At 68.3% G+C, this 14,909-nt stretch carries 13 protein-coding genes; 7 read left to right on the plus strand and 6 right to left on the minus strand.

All coding sequences use genetic code 11. The features are described from left to right. Window positions 1–185: 185 nt before the first annotated feature. Genes ACPW96_RS00950 through ACPW96_RS00965 form a run of 4 tightly spaced genes read right to left on the minus strand, consistent with a single transcriptional unit; the run spans window position 186 to window position 4,315 of the window. Window positions 186–1,166: a glycoside hydrolase family 43 protein gene (locus ACPW96_RS00950; RefSeq protein ID WP_425881677.1), complete on the minus strand. Its 981-nt coding sequence runs from the start codon at window positions 1,164–1,166 to the stop codon at window positions 186–188. Continuing rightward, window positions 1,163–2,023, minus strand: coding sequence for a carbohydrate ABC transporter permease (locus ACPW96_RS00955; protein ID WP_425822551.1), 861 nt, complete (start codon window positions 2,021–2,023; stop codon window positions 1,163–1,165). Before ACPW96_RS00955 ends, ACPW96_RS00950 begins: the two co-directional genes overlap by 4 nt. Then, window positions 2,020–3,012 (minus strand): carbohydrate ABC transporter permease, encoded by a 993-nt coding sequence (locus ACPW96_RS00960; protein WP_425822549.1) that lies wholly within the window; start codon window positions 3,010–3,012, stop codon window positions 2,020–2,022. Before ACPW96_RS00960 ends, ACPW96_RS00955 begins: the two co-directional genes overlap by 4 nt. Next, window positions 3,005–4,315, minus strand: coding sequence for an ABC transporter substrate-binding protein (locus ACPW96_RS00965; protein ID WP_425822547.1), 1,311 nt, complete (start codon window positions 4,313–4,315; stop codon window positions 3,005–3,007). Before ACPW96_RS00965 ends, ACPW96_RS00960 begins: the two co-directional genes overlap by 8 nt. A 164-nt stretch (window positions 4,316–4,479) precedes the next feature. Between ACPW96_RS00965 and ACPW96_RS00970 the strand changes: the two genes are divergently transcribed. The 5 genes from ACPW96_RS00970 (at window position 4,480) to ACPW96_RS00990 (ending at window position 10,685) form a co-directional block, all read left to right on the plus strand. Next, window positions 4,480–5,493 (plus strand): LacI family DNA-binding transcriptional regulator, encoded by a 1,014-nt coding sequence (locus ACPW96_RS00970; protein WP_425822545.1) that lies wholly within the window; start codon window positions 4,480–4,482, stop codon window positions 5,491–5,493. 126 nt (window positions 5,494–5,619) lie between these two features. Further along, window positions 5,620–7,410 carry a glycoside hydrolase family 2 protein gene (locus ACPW96_RS00975; RefSeq protein WP_425881678.1) on the plus strand — a complete coding sequence of 597 codons (1,791 nt, stop codon included), beginning with the start codon at window positions 5,620–5,622 and terminating at the stop codon, window positions 7,408–7,410. A gap of 2 nt (window positions 7,411–7,412) precedes the next feature. After that, window positions 7,413–8,390: a glycoside hydrolase family 43 protein gene (locus ACPW96_RS00980; protein ID WP_425881679.1), complete on the plus strand. Its 978-nt coding sequence runs from the start codon at window positions 7,413–7,415 to the stop codon at window positions 8,388–8,390. Next, window positions 8,387–9,250, plus strand: coding sequence for a phytanoyl-CoA dioxygenase family protein (locus ACPW96_RS00985; protein ID WP_425822541.1), 864 nt, complete (start codon window positions 8,387–8,389; stop codon window positions 9,248–9,250). The genes ACPW96_RS00980 and ACPW96_RS00985 overlap by 4 nt, the downstream gene beginning before the upstream one ends. An 82-nt stretch (window positions 9,251–9,332) precedes the next feature. Continuing rightward, window positions 9,333–10,685 carry an LLM class flavin-dependent oxidoreductase gene (locus ACPW96_RS00990; protein WP_425881680.1) on the plus strand — a complete coding sequence of 451 codons (1,353 nt, stop codon included), beginning with the start codon at window positions 9,333–9,335 and terminating at the stop codon, window positions 10,683–10,685. A 37-nt stretch (window positions 10,686–10,722) separates the two neighbouring features. Here ACPW96_RS00990 and ACPW96_RS00995 read toward each other — a convergent pair whose 3' ends face one another. After that, window positions 10,723–11,217 (minus strand): MarR family winged helix-turn-helix transcriptional regulator, encoded by a 495-nt coding sequence (locus ACPW96_RS00995; protein WP_425822537.1) that lies wholly within the window; start codon window positions 11,215–11,217, stop codon window positions 10,723–10,725. 120 nt (window positions 11,218–11,337) lie between these two features. Between ACPW96_RS00995 and ACPW96_RS01000 the strand changes: the two genes are divergently transcribed. Further along, window positions 11,338–12,213: a helix-turn-helix transcriptional regulator gene (locus ACPW96_RS01000; RefSeq protein WP_425822535.1), complete on the plus strand. Its 876-nt coding sequence runs from the start codon at window positions 11,338–11,340 to the stop codon at window positions 12,211–12,213. Window positions 12,214–12,671: 458 nt separating this feature from the next. Continuing rightward, window positions 12,672–13,706: a glycosyltransferase gene (locus tag ACPW96_RS01005; protein WP_425881681.1), complete on the plus strand. Its 1,035-nt coding sequence runs from the start codon at window positions 12,672–12,674 to the stop codon at window positions 13,704–13,706. Here the strand turns inward: ACPW96_RS01005 and ACPW96_RS01010 are convergent. Then, a complete protein-coding gene (locus ACPW96_RS01010) occupies window positions 13,678–14,865 on the minus strand; it encodes an acyl-CoA dehydrogenase family protein (RefSeq protein ID WP_425881682.1) in 1,188 nt (395 codons plus the stop codon). The genes ACPW96_RS01005 and ACPW96_RS01010 overlap by 29 nt on opposite strands. Window positions 14,866–14,909 lie beyond the last annotated feature (44 nt).

The raw sequence follows: 14,909 nt of genomic DNA on the forward strand, positions 1-14,909 counted from the left end.
TCACCCGGTCCCTGAGCCTGTCGAAGGGTCGCCGCACAGAATCACCCGGTCCCTGAGCCTGTCGAAGGGTCGCCGCACAGAATCACCCGGTCCCTGAGCCTGTCGAAGGGTCGCCGCAGTGGGACGACGCCTCGACAGGCTCGGCGATCGAGGCGAATGCGGGAGCATCGCTTCGTGGTCGACGGTCAGGGGAGCTGGACGGACGGCACGTCGCCGTCCCACTCGAGCGGAAGTTCGTGCATGCCGCGGTAGATCATCAGCTCGTCCCAGCTGTGGAACACGATGACATCACCCTCGGGCGTCGCGACGATGTCCTGACCCCCCGGTCCGATGTAGCGGCCCTCCGTCATCTCCGACGACAGGAACGGGTCCGGCTCCTTCGTGTAGGGGCCAGTGATCGAGGGAGCGGATGCCACGCCGATGGCGTAGCTCCATGATCCGTAGTCGTTTGCGGAGTAGAAGACGTAGTACTTCGACTCGTGCTTGATGAGGACGGGAGCTTCGACGAGGTTGCCCTCCCAGAGCTCGGTCTGCTGGAACAGCTGAGTGGGCGGCCCAGCGAGCGCCGTGCCGTCTGCGGTCAGGGGCGCCACCTCGATCCAGGTGTCCATCCCGCAGCAGTTCCCGTCGGTCTTCCACAGCAGGTATTGCGTTCCGTCGTCTTCTGTGAAGACGGAGGCGTCGATGGCGCCGCCCTCCTCGAGCGGGCAGACGAAGGGATCGCCTTCCACCGGAAGATATGGTCCCCCGGCGACCTCTGAGATTGCGACTCCGATGCACTGCTTGTTGGACTCGGTATGGGCGGCTGTGAAGTACATCGCGTAGCCGCCGCCCGTGATCGCGGACACCTCCGGAGCCCACGTGCGCCCCTCGCTTGCCCATGCTGGCAGGTCCGGAAGCGCATCGTCCGTCGAGACATCCCACTCTTCGACATCGTCGGACGTCGCCACCTGGACGTTCACCGCGGGCGAGTTGGTCGCGAAGGCGATGTACTCGCCGTCCACTTCGAGGACGTCCGGGTCAGGGAAGTCCTGATCGATCGCGAAGGCGGCGGTCGTCGGAGCGGGCTCGGCCTCCGGTGCGGACGGGGCGCATGCCCCGAGCGCAGCAGTGAGGAACCCGGCCGCGACACCGAACGCCGCCGCCTTCGAGATCCGATGGCTCACCCCTTTACTGCCGATCCCGCGACCGATTCGACGATCTGCCTCTGCGCGAGTCCGAAGATGATCAGCACCGGCACCGAGGCGATCACCGCTCCAGCCATCACGATTGCGAAGTGCGTCGAGTACGCGCCCTGCAGCTGGGCGAGGCCCGGCTGCAGCGTCAGGTTCTCCGGGCTGAGCAGCACGTAGACCGGCCACAGGAAGTCGTTCCAGTTGCCGAGGAACGAGAGCACCGCGAGCGTCGCGAGCGCCGGCCGCGCCAGCGGCAGCACGACCTGCAGGAAGATCCGGATGTCGCCCGCGCCGTCGATCCTCGCCGCCTCTTCGATCTCCGGGGGGAGGCCGATGAAGAACTGCCGCAGGAAGAAGATGCCGAAGGCGCCGGCAGCCCCCGGCACCGTGATCGCCCAGAGCGTGTCGAGCCATCCGAGGTTCTGCACGATCAGGTAGTTCGGGATGAGGAACACCACCGGCGGAACCAGCAGCGTGGCGATGATCGCACCGAACACGATCTTCTTTCCCGGGAAGTCGAGCCGAGCGAGCGCGTACGCCCCCATCGACGCGGTGACCAGGATGAGGATCGTCTGCAGCGTGGCCGCCAGGAAGCTGTTCAAGAGCCACCGGAAGATCGGCTGCTGGCCGGACGTGAGCAGCGTCTGGTACGCCTCGAGGGAGATCGGATCCGGGAACGAGTACGGCTGCCGGATCGCATCCGAGTCGGTCTTGAACGACGTCACCAGCATCCAGAACAGCGGGAGGATGATGATCAGCGCGAGCACGATCAGCGCGGCGTAGAGCAGGACCCGACCCGCTACCTTTCGCGGGGGCATCTTGCGTTGGGGAACTGCGACGGCGGTCATTTCACGCCCTTCTCGACCCGCTCACGCTGCAGCCGGAAATTGATGATGCTGACGATGGAGAGGGCAGCGAACAGGATGTAGCTCATCGCCGCGGCGGGTGCCATGTTGTTCTGCGACAAGCCCTGGTCGGCGATGTACATGATCACCGTGCGAGTGTCGGTCCCCGGCCCGCCCTTGGTGAGCAGGTAGGACTGGCCGAACATGTTCGCCGAGGCGAGGATCGTCGTGGTGCTGATGAAGATCATCACCGGCCGCAGCCCGGGAATGGTGACGTTCCAGAACTTGCGGGTCGGACCCGCTCCGTCGATGGAGGCGGCTTCGTAGAGGTCGGCGTTGATGCCCTTCAGCCCGGCCAGGAAGATGATCGTGTTCAGGCCCATGGTCCACCACACGGTGACACCGACGAGCGTCACCCAGACCCACGGGACATCGACCGTCCAGGGGATGTTGGACGGCAATCCGACGAGCCCCATGAGGTAGTTCAGGATGCCCGACTGCGTGTCCAGGATGTACCCCCAGATCACGCCGATCACGGCGACGCCGAGCACGTACGGCGCGAAGAAGGTCGTGCGGAAGGTCGTTGCCGCCCGGATGTTCTGGTTGAGCAGCATCGCAATGAGCAGGGGCACGACGACCAGGAACGGGACGCTGATGAGCACGAAGAGCGCGGTGGCCCCCATCGACTTCCAGAAGTCGTCGGCGAGGTTGTTGCCGGGCGTGAAGAGGTTGATGTAGTTCTGCAGCCCGACGAAATCCTGTCCATCGCGGAACGGGCTGTAGTTCGTGAAGCTCATCCAGAGCCCGAAGATCGCCGGGCCGACGACGAACGTCAGGAACAGGATGAGGAAGGGCGCGAGGAAGAGGTAGGCGATCAGGGTCTTACGGCCGCTGCGAGTCGAGGAGCGGGGCGACGCTTCGCGCCGCGGGCCGCGCCCCCCCGCGCGTGGGCGCGGGGGAGCGACGACCGTTGCGGTGGTGGTGTCAGCCACCGTACTTCGCCTGGTTCGACTCGAGGATCTGGTTCGCCTTGTCCGCGGCGTCATCCAGCGCCTCTTGCGGCGTCTTCTTGCCGCTCAGCGCCTCGTTGAGCGCGAGGGTGATCTGCGCGTTGGCCTCACCGATGCCGGGTGACACCGTCTCGTAGCGGGCGTACTCGAGCTCGTCCATGAACGGCGCGAGGTTGGGCCACTGCTCGAGCAGGGCGGGGTCCTCCCGCACCGCATTGTCCGCGGGGAGTTCACCCGTCTCAGCCCAGCCGAGCGAGTTGTCGTTCATCCACTTGACGAACACGGCTGCCGCCGCGGTCTTGTCTGCGTTCTGGCCCTTGTTGGCCGGGAACACCCAGTGGGTCGAGCTCGACCACACGGCCTGTTCGGTGCCGATCTGCGGGACCGGAGCGGCCGCCCAGTCGAGGTCCTCGAACGCCGTGTTGGTGGTCTGCCAGACGCCGTTCCAGTTGAACGCGGTGTCGCCGGCGATCAGGGCCTTGATGTTGCCGTCCTGCGCGACGTTGGCGGGGCTGTAGCCGTTCTTCACGAGGTCGGTCATCCAGGTGAGGGCCTGCACGCCGGCCTCCGAGTTGAAGGTCGCCTCGGTGACGTCGTCGTTGTAGAGCTGGCCGCCGTACTGCCAGATCAGGCTCTGGAATTCGAATGTTCCGGTGAACACGTAGCCGTCCACCCATTCGCCCTGCACGCCGACGCCCTTGAGCGCCTCGAGCGCAGCCAGGTAGGACTCCTGATCCGTCGGGATCTCGGTGATGCCCGCCTCCGCCAGCACGGTCTTGTTGACGTAGAGGCCGAGCGGGGTCACGCTCCACGGCACCGCGTACTGGACGTCGTCGTAGTTGCCCTTGTCGTACACCTCAGGGGGGAAGTCGTCGGCAGTGTAGCCGAGACCCTCGACGATGCCGTCGGCGTTCTGCAGCAGGTTCTGCGCCGCATAGGTGGCGAGGTCGTCGCCGTGCAGCACCGCGACGTCGGGCCCCTTCCCGGCCTTGATGGCCAGAGGCATCTTGGCGGCGATGTCGCCCCACTCCTGCGGGACCCCCTTCACCGTGATGTTCTCGTGCTCCGAGTTGAACTCCTCGATGAGCTTGGGAACGATGACCGGAGCGGCACCGCCCGTCCACCCGTGCCAGAACGTGATGTCGACCGCCGGACCGTCGTATTCGCCGTCACCGGCGACAGCGCCGCTGTTCGCGCCACCCGATCCTCCGCACCCCGTCACAGCGACGCCGATTGCCAGTACGATTCCCGCACCGATCGCGCGGCGAGCCCATGGCTTCTTCATGCGATTGCTCTCCTTTGAGTTGTCCGGACGAGCCGGATGAGAAGCGGCCGGAACAGGACACCCGACCGCTGATCGAGAATTTACAGCGCTGGAATATGGCTGTCAAGGTGTGTACTCTGAAGTCACTCGGAGCCTGCACCGGCTCAAGGAAACGAGGGGGCCGCATGAACGGAGTGCGCCTTCAGGATGTCGCCGATCTGGCGGGCGTCTCCATGAAGACGGTGTCCAACGTGGTGCGCGGCTACAAGCACGTGAGCCCCTCCACCCGGGAGCGGGTGCAGCGCGCGATCGACGAGCTGGACTACCGGCCGAACCTCATGGGCCGTCGCCTCGCAACCGGCCGCACAGGGCTCATCGCGCTGTCGTTCTCGAACGTGGGCATCCCGTACTTCGCCGAGCTGTCCCGTCTGGTGTCCGCCTCGGCGAGCAAGCTCGGCTACCGCGTGCTGCTGGATGAGACCGACGGCACGCTCGAAGGGGAACGGGCGGTGCTGGAGAACTCGGAGTCCGGCCTGGTCGATGGGATGCTGTTCCAGCCGGCTGTCGTGTCGTCCCTCGAGATCTCGCGGCGCCGCAGCGTGCTGCCGATCGTCATCCTGGGCGAGGCGGCCGCGCCCCTGACGCTCGATCGCATCATGGTCGACAACTTCACCGCGGCGCGGGACGTCACCCGCCACCTGATCAGGATGGGCCGACGTCGCGTGGCCTTCACCGGTCACGAGTCCGGCAAGCTGTCGGCGGCCTCCAGCCAGCGCATCATGGGCTACCAGCAGGCGCTGGAGGACGAGGGGATCCGGCCCGATCCGCGGCTGCTCCTGCCCCGCGAGACGGTCACGCCCATGGGCGCGGTCGTGGGGGTGGGCAGCGCGTGGGACGCCGGGATCCGCTTCGACGGCCTGGTCTGCCGTGACGATCTGGCGGCGATCGGTGCACTGCGCGCGCTGCAGGAACGCGGCATCCGGGTGCCGCAAGAGGTCGCTCTCACCGGCTGGGACAACATCATGATGAGCCGGGTGACCTACCCCAGCATCACCTCGATCGCTCCGGACACGTCGGCACTGGCGCACCGCGCGACGCAGATGCTGGTGGAGCGCATCGAGGGTTTCGAAGGCGTCGGCCGGCACGAACTGATCGATCACCGGCTCGTCTTGCGCGAGAGCGCTCCGATCCATCCCTGAATTCTTTTCGATGGATGTTTTACAGCGCTGGATATTTCGGGCATGCTTGTCGGCATGATCACCGATGACCGGACTGAGCTGCCATCTGCGAGCACGCAGGATGGCTCATATCCTCGCCCCCAGCTCGTGAGAAGCGAGTGGCTTGACATCAGCGGCCCTTGGGGGTTCGCCTTCGACGTCGGCGGCGAAGGCCTGCGGCAGCGGTGGTACAACCGCACCGAGTTCGATCAGACCATCGTCGTGCCCTTCCCGCCGGAGTCGGCGGCATCCGGGGTGCATGACACGGGATTCCACAACGTGCTCTGGTATCACCGGCAACTGTCCGACGACGACATCCGGGCCTCCGGGCATGTCGAGGGGCGCCGGCTCATCGTGCGCTTCGGCGCCGTCGACTACCGGGCGATCGTGTGGGTGAACGGCGAACGAGTGGGTTCGCACGAGGGCGGCCACACCCCGTTCTCCTTCGACATCACCGACGTCATCCAGCCCGGGGGCGAGAACCACCTCGTTGTTCGCGTCGAGGACGACCCGCTCGACGTCAGCCAGCCCCGCGGCAAGCAGGACTGGCGCGAGTCGCCCCATGTGATCTGGTACCACCGCACCAGCGGCATCTGGCAGCCCGTGTGGCTCGAATCGGTCCCGGTGTTCGCCATCGACTGGATCCACTGGCGAAGCGATGATGCGACCGCCCAGGTCCACGCGCGGGTCGGCCTGACCGCGGCACCCGCGGCCGGCGCCATGCTCGAGGTGGAGCTGGACTTCGCGGGAAAGGTGCTCGGGCGGGCGAGCGTGCTCGTCGGCAGCGCCGAGGTGGAACTCCATATCCCCCTCGCAAGGCAGACCAACGGACAGGCGTACCACGAGCTGCTCTGGTCACCGCGCCGACCGCGTCTCATCGACGCACGGGTGACGCTCTCCATGGATGGTGAGCGAACGGATGCCGTCGCGTCGTACCTCGGCCTGCGCAGCGCCGTGGTGGACCGCGGGGTGTTCCTGCTGAACGACCGCCCGCTCTACGTCAAGTCCGTGCTGAACCAGGGCTACTGGCCCGAATCGCACCTCGCGGCACCATCGGCCGACGCCCTGCGCGACGAGGTGCAGCTCATCAAGGATCTCGGCTTCAACGCCACGCGGATGCATCAGAAGTTCGAGGACCCGCGGTTCCTGTTCTGGGCCGATCGTCTCGGGCTCATGGTGTGGGGCGAGGCGCCGGCGAACTTCACGTTCACGCCGACCTCGGTGCGGCGCACCGTGCGGGAGTGGCTCGAGGTCGTGCACCGCGACTTCTCCCATCCGTCCATCGTGACGTGGGTGCCCCTGAACGAGAGCTGGGGCGTGCAGCACATCGCCCATGACGCGAGCATGCGCCACTATGCGGCCTCGCTGGTGGACCTGACGAAGGCCCTCGATCCGACGCGGCCGGTCGTCTCGAACGACGGCTGGGAGCAGGTCGACACGGATATCCTCGGCATCCACGACTACGAGGGAGACGCCGATATCCTGCGCGAGCGGTATCGCGACCGAACGGCCGTCGACGAGCTCCTCGCGGGAGTGGGGCCGGCCGGACGCCGGCTCGTGGTGCGGGGCGACGTGTCCGAAGCGCCCGTGATGCTGACGGAATTCGGCGGCATCTCCTTCGACATCGAGCTGACGAAGGACGCCTGGGGCTACACCGACGCGACGACCGCCGCGGAGTTCCAGGTGCGCCTGGAGTCCGTCATGCGCGCCGTGCACGACAGCCGCGTGCTCGCCGGGTTCTGCTACACCCAGCTGTCGGACACGCTCCAGGAGACGAACGGACTCGTGCGCGCCGACCGTACGCCGAAGCTGCCGGTCGAGGTCATCCGCAAGGCGATGGTGGGCCCGATCGAACGCCGGCCGTGGGAACCCCGAGACCCCTGGGAGCCGTGGGAGTGACCATGGGCAGCGAGCACACGACGGACGCGCTACGCCCGCCCGCGCGACCGGGTTATTTCGCGGACCCCTTCGTGCTGCGCCTCGGCGAAGAGGGCTACGCGGCCTACGGCACGCATCCCGCTCCCCCGGACGGCGACCGGATCTTCGACGTCCTGCTCTCGCCGGACCTCGTCTCGTGGTCGAACGCCGGTACCGCGCTCCAGCGCCTCGGACCCGAATCGGGTGACCAGTACTGGGCTCCGGAGGTGTGCGGGCGCGATGGCGCGTGGTGGATGTACTACTCCGTCGGCCACGACATCTCCGGTCATCACATCCGGGTGGCGCGTGCCGACCAGCCCACCGGACCGTTCCTCGATCTCGGCCTGAACCTGACCCCCGGCGAGAGCTTCGCCATCGACCCGCACCCCTTCCGGGACGAAGACGGCCGGTGGTACCTCTTCTTCGCCCGGGACGTGCTCGAGGGCGATCGACCGGGCACCCACCTCGCGGTCGGGCGTCTGGACTCGCCCACGGAGCTCACCGATGTGGTGGTGGCCCTGATCCCCGTCGCGGACTGGCAGCTCTACGAGCGGGCGCGATCCATGTACGGCGCCGTGTACGACTGGCACACACTGGAGGGTCCCTCGGTCGTGAAGCGGCACGGGGCGTACTGGATGACGTACTCCGGCGGAGCGTGGACCGGCCCGGGCTACCAGGTGTCCTGGGCGTCGGCGCCGCATCCGCTCGGTCCATGGCAAGCGGCTCCGCACGATGCGCCGCCGATCCTCGCGACGAGCGAGCTGCTGATCGGCCCGGGTCACAACTCCCTCGTGGTCGGGCCGGACGGCTCCGACGTGATCGCCTTCCACGCCTGGAACGCGGACGGCACCGAACGACAGCTGCACCTCGCCCCGATCGACTTCCGGCCGGACGGTCCGGTGGTCGACCTGGATCGGCCGTGGCAGCACAGTACCTCCATCGAAGAAGAGAAAGGGCGATGATGACCGACATCCAGCAGCGCGAGCAGTGGGCGGAGAGCCTCTCGCAGGACCTCGACCCGGAGATCGCAGCGGCGGTCCGGGCGATCTACACCGAAGGGATCATCGGAAAGAAGGCCGCCTTCAGTCCCGAATGGGTGGACCGGATGCGGGAGGACATCGAGGTCGCGTACGCCGAGGCGCTCACCCGCCCCGGCGGCGCGGTGGGCCGAGGCCCAAAGCGTCACTACGTCGAGATCCATCCCGAGCAGATGCGCGGCTGGCTCGACCTCGTGGATCACCCGTGGGTGCGGGGCGTCTGCGAGGCCGTGCTGGGTCCGGACTACCAGATCGTCGAACTCGGGTTCGACGTGCCGAACCCCGGCGCCAAGGATCAGCCGTGGCATCGCGACTTCCCGATGCCCGAGGAGACCATCCGCACGGGGCGCCTCACCTCGCTCGCGTTCAACGTGACGGCGGTGGACACCGAGCCCGACATGGGGCCGTTCGAGATCGCGCCGACCACGCAGTGGGACCTCCCCGAGGGCTTCGAGCACGACATGTTCCCCGACAAGTCGCTCTACTCGCGCTACATCGGCCTGGCCCAGCGCAAGTACCCGCAGCGCGGCGACATCTCGGCTCGGTCGGCGCTGACCCTGCACCGTGGCACCGCCAACACCTCCGACAAATCGCGGCCCGTGCTCGTGCTCGGGGTGGACGCCCCCGGCGCGGGCAATGCCGAGCATCACGACATGGCGCTCACACGGCCATTCTACGACTCGCTGCCGGATCGGGTGAAGCAGCATCTCGTCAGCCCGATCGTCGACGAGCTGACCCCGATCACGCAGAAGCACTCGATCGAGGGCCTCATGATGGGTGAGTGATGACGGTGGCACCTGAGAGCCTTCTCGCGGGGTGAACCGGGCGGCGGCCGGCCGGTCGGCGCCCGCGCAGAGGGAGAGCACCATGAAGTTCGGACTGCACCTGCCCAATTTCGGGGCCTTCGGCGATGCCGCCGTTCTCGCCGACCTCGCCGCACAGGCGGAGAGCGCCGGCTGGGACGGGTTCTTCCTGTGGGACCACCTGCTCTTCTGCGAGTTCGACAAGAACGCGCATGTCGATCCGTGGGTCGCGCTGACCGCCGTCGCGGCGGCGACATCGACGATCATGATCGGGCCGCTCGTCACGCCCCTCGCCCGCCGCCGCCCGTGGGAACTGGCGCGGCAGACCGTGTCGCTGCAGAACTTCTCGAAGGGGCGCCTCATCCTCGGGGTCGGGCTCGGTGAGCCGACGGAGTGGGACTTCCGCTTCTTCGGCGACTCGACCGATCCCCGCATCCGGGCCGAGAAGCTCGACGAGAGTCTCGAGATCCTGAAGGGCCTGTGGTCGGGCGAGCAATTCGGGTTCCGCGGCACGCACTACACGCTCGAGCCGATGACGTTCCTGCCCGTTCCCGTCACTCCGGTACCGATCTGGGTCGGCGGCGCCTGGCCGAATCGCCGGCCGTTCCGGCGAGCCGCTCGCTACCAGGGGGTCATGCCGCTCGGCGGGGCGGCCGATGGCACCGAGGTGCTCCGGCAGGTCGTGGACTACGTCCGGGAGCACCGCGCCTCGGACGAGCCGTTCGACGTCGTGGTGAGCGGGCGCTCCGAGCACGACGACGCATCGGCTCAGCTGATCACGGGCCTCCAAGGCCTGGCGACCTGGTGGATCGAGGACATCAGCCCGCTGCGCTTCGGGGTGGATTGGCCAGCCCTCGCCGATCCGTGGGATGTCGACGCCCTCACCGCCCGCATCCTCGCCGGCCCGCTGCGTCCCCGCGGCACGACCGGGCCTGTGCTCCGCACGACGACGGCGGAGTCGGTCGCCGCGGCGCGCATGATCCTCAACGAGGAGCGCCGGACGCTCGCGGAGGCGGGGATCGAGGGAGAACTCACCCTCACCGGGGGCAGCAGCCTCGAGGGCCTGCTCACCAAGGGAGACATCGACCTGCAGCTGCGGGTGACCCGGCAGCAGTTCGCGGGTGCCGTCGCCGGCTTGCACCGCATGTCCGGGCGCTTCGTACCAGTGCATCCGGAGATCTGGACGCCGTGGCTCGCCGCCTTCGAGCGCGCGGACGGGCCGCCCGTCGGCATCGCCGTCACGATCGTCGGCTCCGAGCACGATCGCCGGTTCGTGACGTCGTGGCGCCGCATGGCGGACGATCCGCGAGCGCGTGAGGAGTACAACGCCGTGAAGCGCCGCGCCGCGGACTACGAGGCCGAGAAGTCCGGCTTCTTCGACCGCATCGGCGGCGAGCCGACAGAGCCGTCGGACTGACCACGGCCCCGTGGGCGGCCGGCCGGGAGTCGGTCCGTCAGTCCTGGATGAGGGCGCGCAGCGTGCGCGCGAGGTGCGCGCGGTCGTCCTGGCTCAGCACGCTGAGCGCCTGGCGCTCGAGGCGCACGAGCTCGGTCATCGCCATGTCGACCTTGGCCGCCCCGGCATCCGTCAGTCGGATGATCACGCTGCGGCCGTCATGCGGATTGGGCTCGCGCTCGACGAGCCCCCGGTTCGCCAGATTCACCAGTCGGTGCGACATCGCCGCGCTGCCGATCATGGTCCTCTCGATCAGCTGTGCGGGGCTGAGCTCGTGCGGCGGCTCGGCCCTTCGCAGGGCGGCGAGAACGTCGAACTCCCAGGAGGCGAGCTCCGCAGTGGCGAACGCCTCCGAGCGCAGGCGAGCGAGCCGGATCGATGCCCGTCTCAGCCGGGACATCACATCCAGCGGCGTCAGGTCGGCTTCGGGCAGACGCCGCGACCACGCGTCGATCAGCAGATCGACCTCATCGTCCGGACTCTGACTCGTCACCCTTCGACCGTACCGATCCCAGAGTGCATCCGGCGCGGGGTTCCTCGGAAAGGTGTTTCCCGATAAGAGGTGTACTGCCAGGGCATTCCTCGACGCGGATGCCGCACCTAGTCTGGCCGCATGGACAACCGATCCGAGGTGCGCGAGTTCCTGATGTCTCGCCGGGCGAAGCTGACGCCGGATGCCGCGGGCATCCCCGCCGGATCGAACAGGCGTGTCGCGGGCCTTCGGCGCACGGAGGTCGCATCGCTCGCGGGGCTCAGCGTCGAGTACTACGCCAAGCTGGAGCGCGGCGCGATCGCCGGCGCGTCCGCGTCGGTGCTGGACGCGATGGCGCGGGCGCTCCAGCTCGATGACACCGAGCGCGCGCATCTTCTCGACCTGGCTCGCGCGGCCGACGGCATCCCCTCCTCCGGGCGTCCCCGCCGACGAGCCGCACGACCGACGGCATCCAGGGCCAGCCTGCAGTGGGCGTTGAACGCCATCACCGACGGGGTCGCGTTCGTGCGCGACCAGCACCAGGATGTGCTGGCCACGAACGCCCTCGGGCGCGCCTTCTACGCGCCGCTGATCGGCGACGGCGGGCGCACGCCCAACCTCGCGCGGTTCCAGTTCCTCGACCCGGCCTCCCGGGAGTTCTATCCCGACTGGGAGCTGTTCGCCGAGATGTGCGTCGCGATCATGCGCACAGAAGCCGGCCGGGACCCGCACGACAAGGGGCTGCAGGATCTGGTGGGCGAGCTCTCGACGCGAAGCGAGGTGTTCCGCACGCTCTGGGGCGCCCATGACGTGCGCACCCACGGCGCCGGCACCAAGCGCTTCAACCACCCGGTCGTCGGCGAGATGGTGCTGGCGTACGAGGAGCTGGCGGTCACCGCCGAACCGGGTGTCGTGCTGATGATCTACACGGCCGAACCCGGCTCGCCCTCGGCCGATCGGCTGCGACTGCTCGCATCGTGGGCCGCCGAGCATGCCGCAGTGGCCATCGACCGCTGACCGGCGGGCATCCGCTCGCGCTGCCCGTCTCGGCCGGCATCCGCTCGCGCTGCTGTTTCCTGCTCGCGCGGCGCCGATTCGCACAGCGCGCGCGAAGAAGTGCAGCGCGAGCGCCGGGCGGTCGCCATCGACCCCTGAGCCGCGGCATCCCCTCGCTCTGCTGTTTCCGGCGGGCATCCGCTCGCGCTGCTCTTTCCTGCACGCGCGGCGCCAATTCGCGCAGCGCGCGCAGAGAAGTGCAGCGCGAGCGCCGGGGAAGCGTCGAGAACTGCAGCGCGAACGGCGGGGCGCGAATCGAGGAGTTCCCACAGCGCGGGGTTCGGGATCGACCAGCCATTGTGATGCAGAAGTGCGGCACTTCTCAACCCCCTCGGTGAACCGCCTCTGACGGTGCACGATGCCCCTATGACGCGTACCCGAAGAACGTCAGTGCTGCCCGAGGGCATGGAGGTGCGGCGGTGAAGGTGCTGTTCTGGCATGTGCACGGCGGGTACACCGACGGCTTCGTCCGTGGCGACCACGAGTACCTGCTGCCCGTCGGCGAGAACGGCGACGGCGGCATCGGCGACAGGAACTGGCCCGCCGCGATCGAGGTCCCGCTCGAGGCCCTGCACGAGACCGATATCGACGTCGTGGTGCTGCAGCGGCCCGAGGAGATCGCCCTCGTCGAGCGACTCACCGGGCGCGTGCCGGGGCACGACCTTCCCGCCGTGTTCCTCGAGCACAACACGCCGGGACCGGATGCCACGGGCACGAGGCATCCGCTCGCCGACCGCGACGACATCCCGATCGTGCACGTCACGCACTTCAACCGGCTGTTCTGGGACAACGGCATCGCCCGCACCGTAGTGGTGCAGCACGGGGTGCCCGATCCCGGACCGCTCTACACGGGCGAGCTGCCGCGGGTGGGGGTGGTAGTGAACGAGCCGCTGCGCCGCGGACGCGTCACCGGGACCGACCTCCTGCCCTGGTTCTCGCGGGTCGCTCCCTTGGACGTCTTCGGCATGAAGGGCGACGGGCTCCCGTCCGCGCTCGGCGTCTCGCCCGCCGCCCTCGCCCACGCCGGCAACCTGTCGACGAGCGAGCTGCAGGGGCTGCTGGCGAAACGCCGGGTGTACCTGCATCCCTTCCGCTGGACATCCTTGGGGCTCGCCCTGCTCGAGGCGATGCACCTCGGGATGCCGGTGGTCGGCCTCGCTACCACTGAGGTGGCGCGCGCGGTGCCGCCTGAGGCCGGTCTCGTCTCGAACGACCTCGACGAGCTCTCGGCCGGGATCCGGCGGCTGATCGACGACCCCTCCTTCGCGGTGGAGCGGGGCCTGCAGGCTCGGCGCCACGCCCTCGAGCACTACGGGCTGGACGCCTTCCTGCGTGCGTGGGACGGGGTGCTCGCCGAGGCGCTCGAGTCGCGCCGCACCCTCGTCGCCCCTTCGCGACGCGTAGGACGGCGGTGCGGTCGCGTCGCTACGCGCGGAATGCCGAGATGCCCGTGATGTGCTGGCCGAGGATGACGGTGTGCACTTCGTCGGTGCCCTCGTAGGTGCGCACCGACTCGAGGTTGTTGGCGTGGCGCAGCGGCGAGTAGTCCAAGGTGATCCCGTTGGCCCCGATCACGGCGCGCGCCTCCCGCGCGATCTCGATCGCCATGCGGGTGTTGTTGAGCTTCGCCGCAGAGATCATGTGGTGCTGCAGCCGTCCCGCGTCCTTGAGCCGGCCGAGGTGCAGCGCCAGCAGCTGGCCCTTCTGGATCTCGAGCGCCCAGTTCACGAGCTTCTGCTGCGTGAGCTGGAACCCGGCCAGCGGCTTGTCGAACTGCCTCCGTTCGAGCGCGTAGGAGAGCGCCTGGTCGAAGCAGTCGCGGGCGGCTCCGACGGCACCCCAGGCGATGCCGTAGCGCCCCTCGTTGAGACACGAGAAGGGACCCTTCAGTCCGACCGCACCCGGAAGCACGGCATCCTCGGGCAGGCGCACGTCGGCGAGCCGGATGTCGCACTGCACCGAAGCGCGCATCGACAGCTTCGGCTCGATCGGGGTGGCGGTGAAACCCGGTGAGTCGGTCGGCACCACGAATCCGCGCAGCCCCTCGTCGGTCTTCGCCCAGATGATGGCGATGTCGGCGATCGAGGCGAGTCCGATCCACCGCTTCGCGCCGTTCAGCACCCACTCCCCCGCTTCGAGCCGCGCGCTCGTGGTCATGCTCGAGGGATCCGAGCCGGCTCCCGCTTCAGTGAGGCCGAAGCAGCCGATCACTTCGCCCCGCGCCATCCGGGGAAGCCATTCCTGCTTCTGCACCTCCGAGCCGTGCTTGTGGATCGCCGACATGGCCAGCGATCCCTGCACCGAGACGAAGGTGCGGATGCCGGAATCCCCGGCCTCCAGCTCCTGGATGGCGATGCCGTAGTCGACGGCGGTGCCGCCGGCGCATCCGTAGCCCGGCAGGTGCAGTCCGAGCAGACCGAGCTCCGCAAGCTCCGGGACGAGTTCGACGGGGAAGTGAGCCCTGTCGAACCACCCCGCGATGTGGGGCCGCACCCGCCGGTCCACGAACTCGCGCACGCGCGCCCGCAGCTCGAGCTCGGAGGCACTGAACTCGTCATCCAGGTTCAGCAGGTCGCTGGCGCTCCGCACCCCGGCGGATGGCGTGGTGGTCACGGTCGCTCCTCGGTGATCGTCCTTCCCCGAGTCTGCTCCCTCTC

Origin of the sequence: Micromonospora sp. DT81.3 (assembly GCF_049847225.1) — a bacterium.
Classification (GTDB): Bacteria; Actinomycetota; Actinomycetes; order Actinomycetales; family Microbacteriaceae; genus Microbacterium.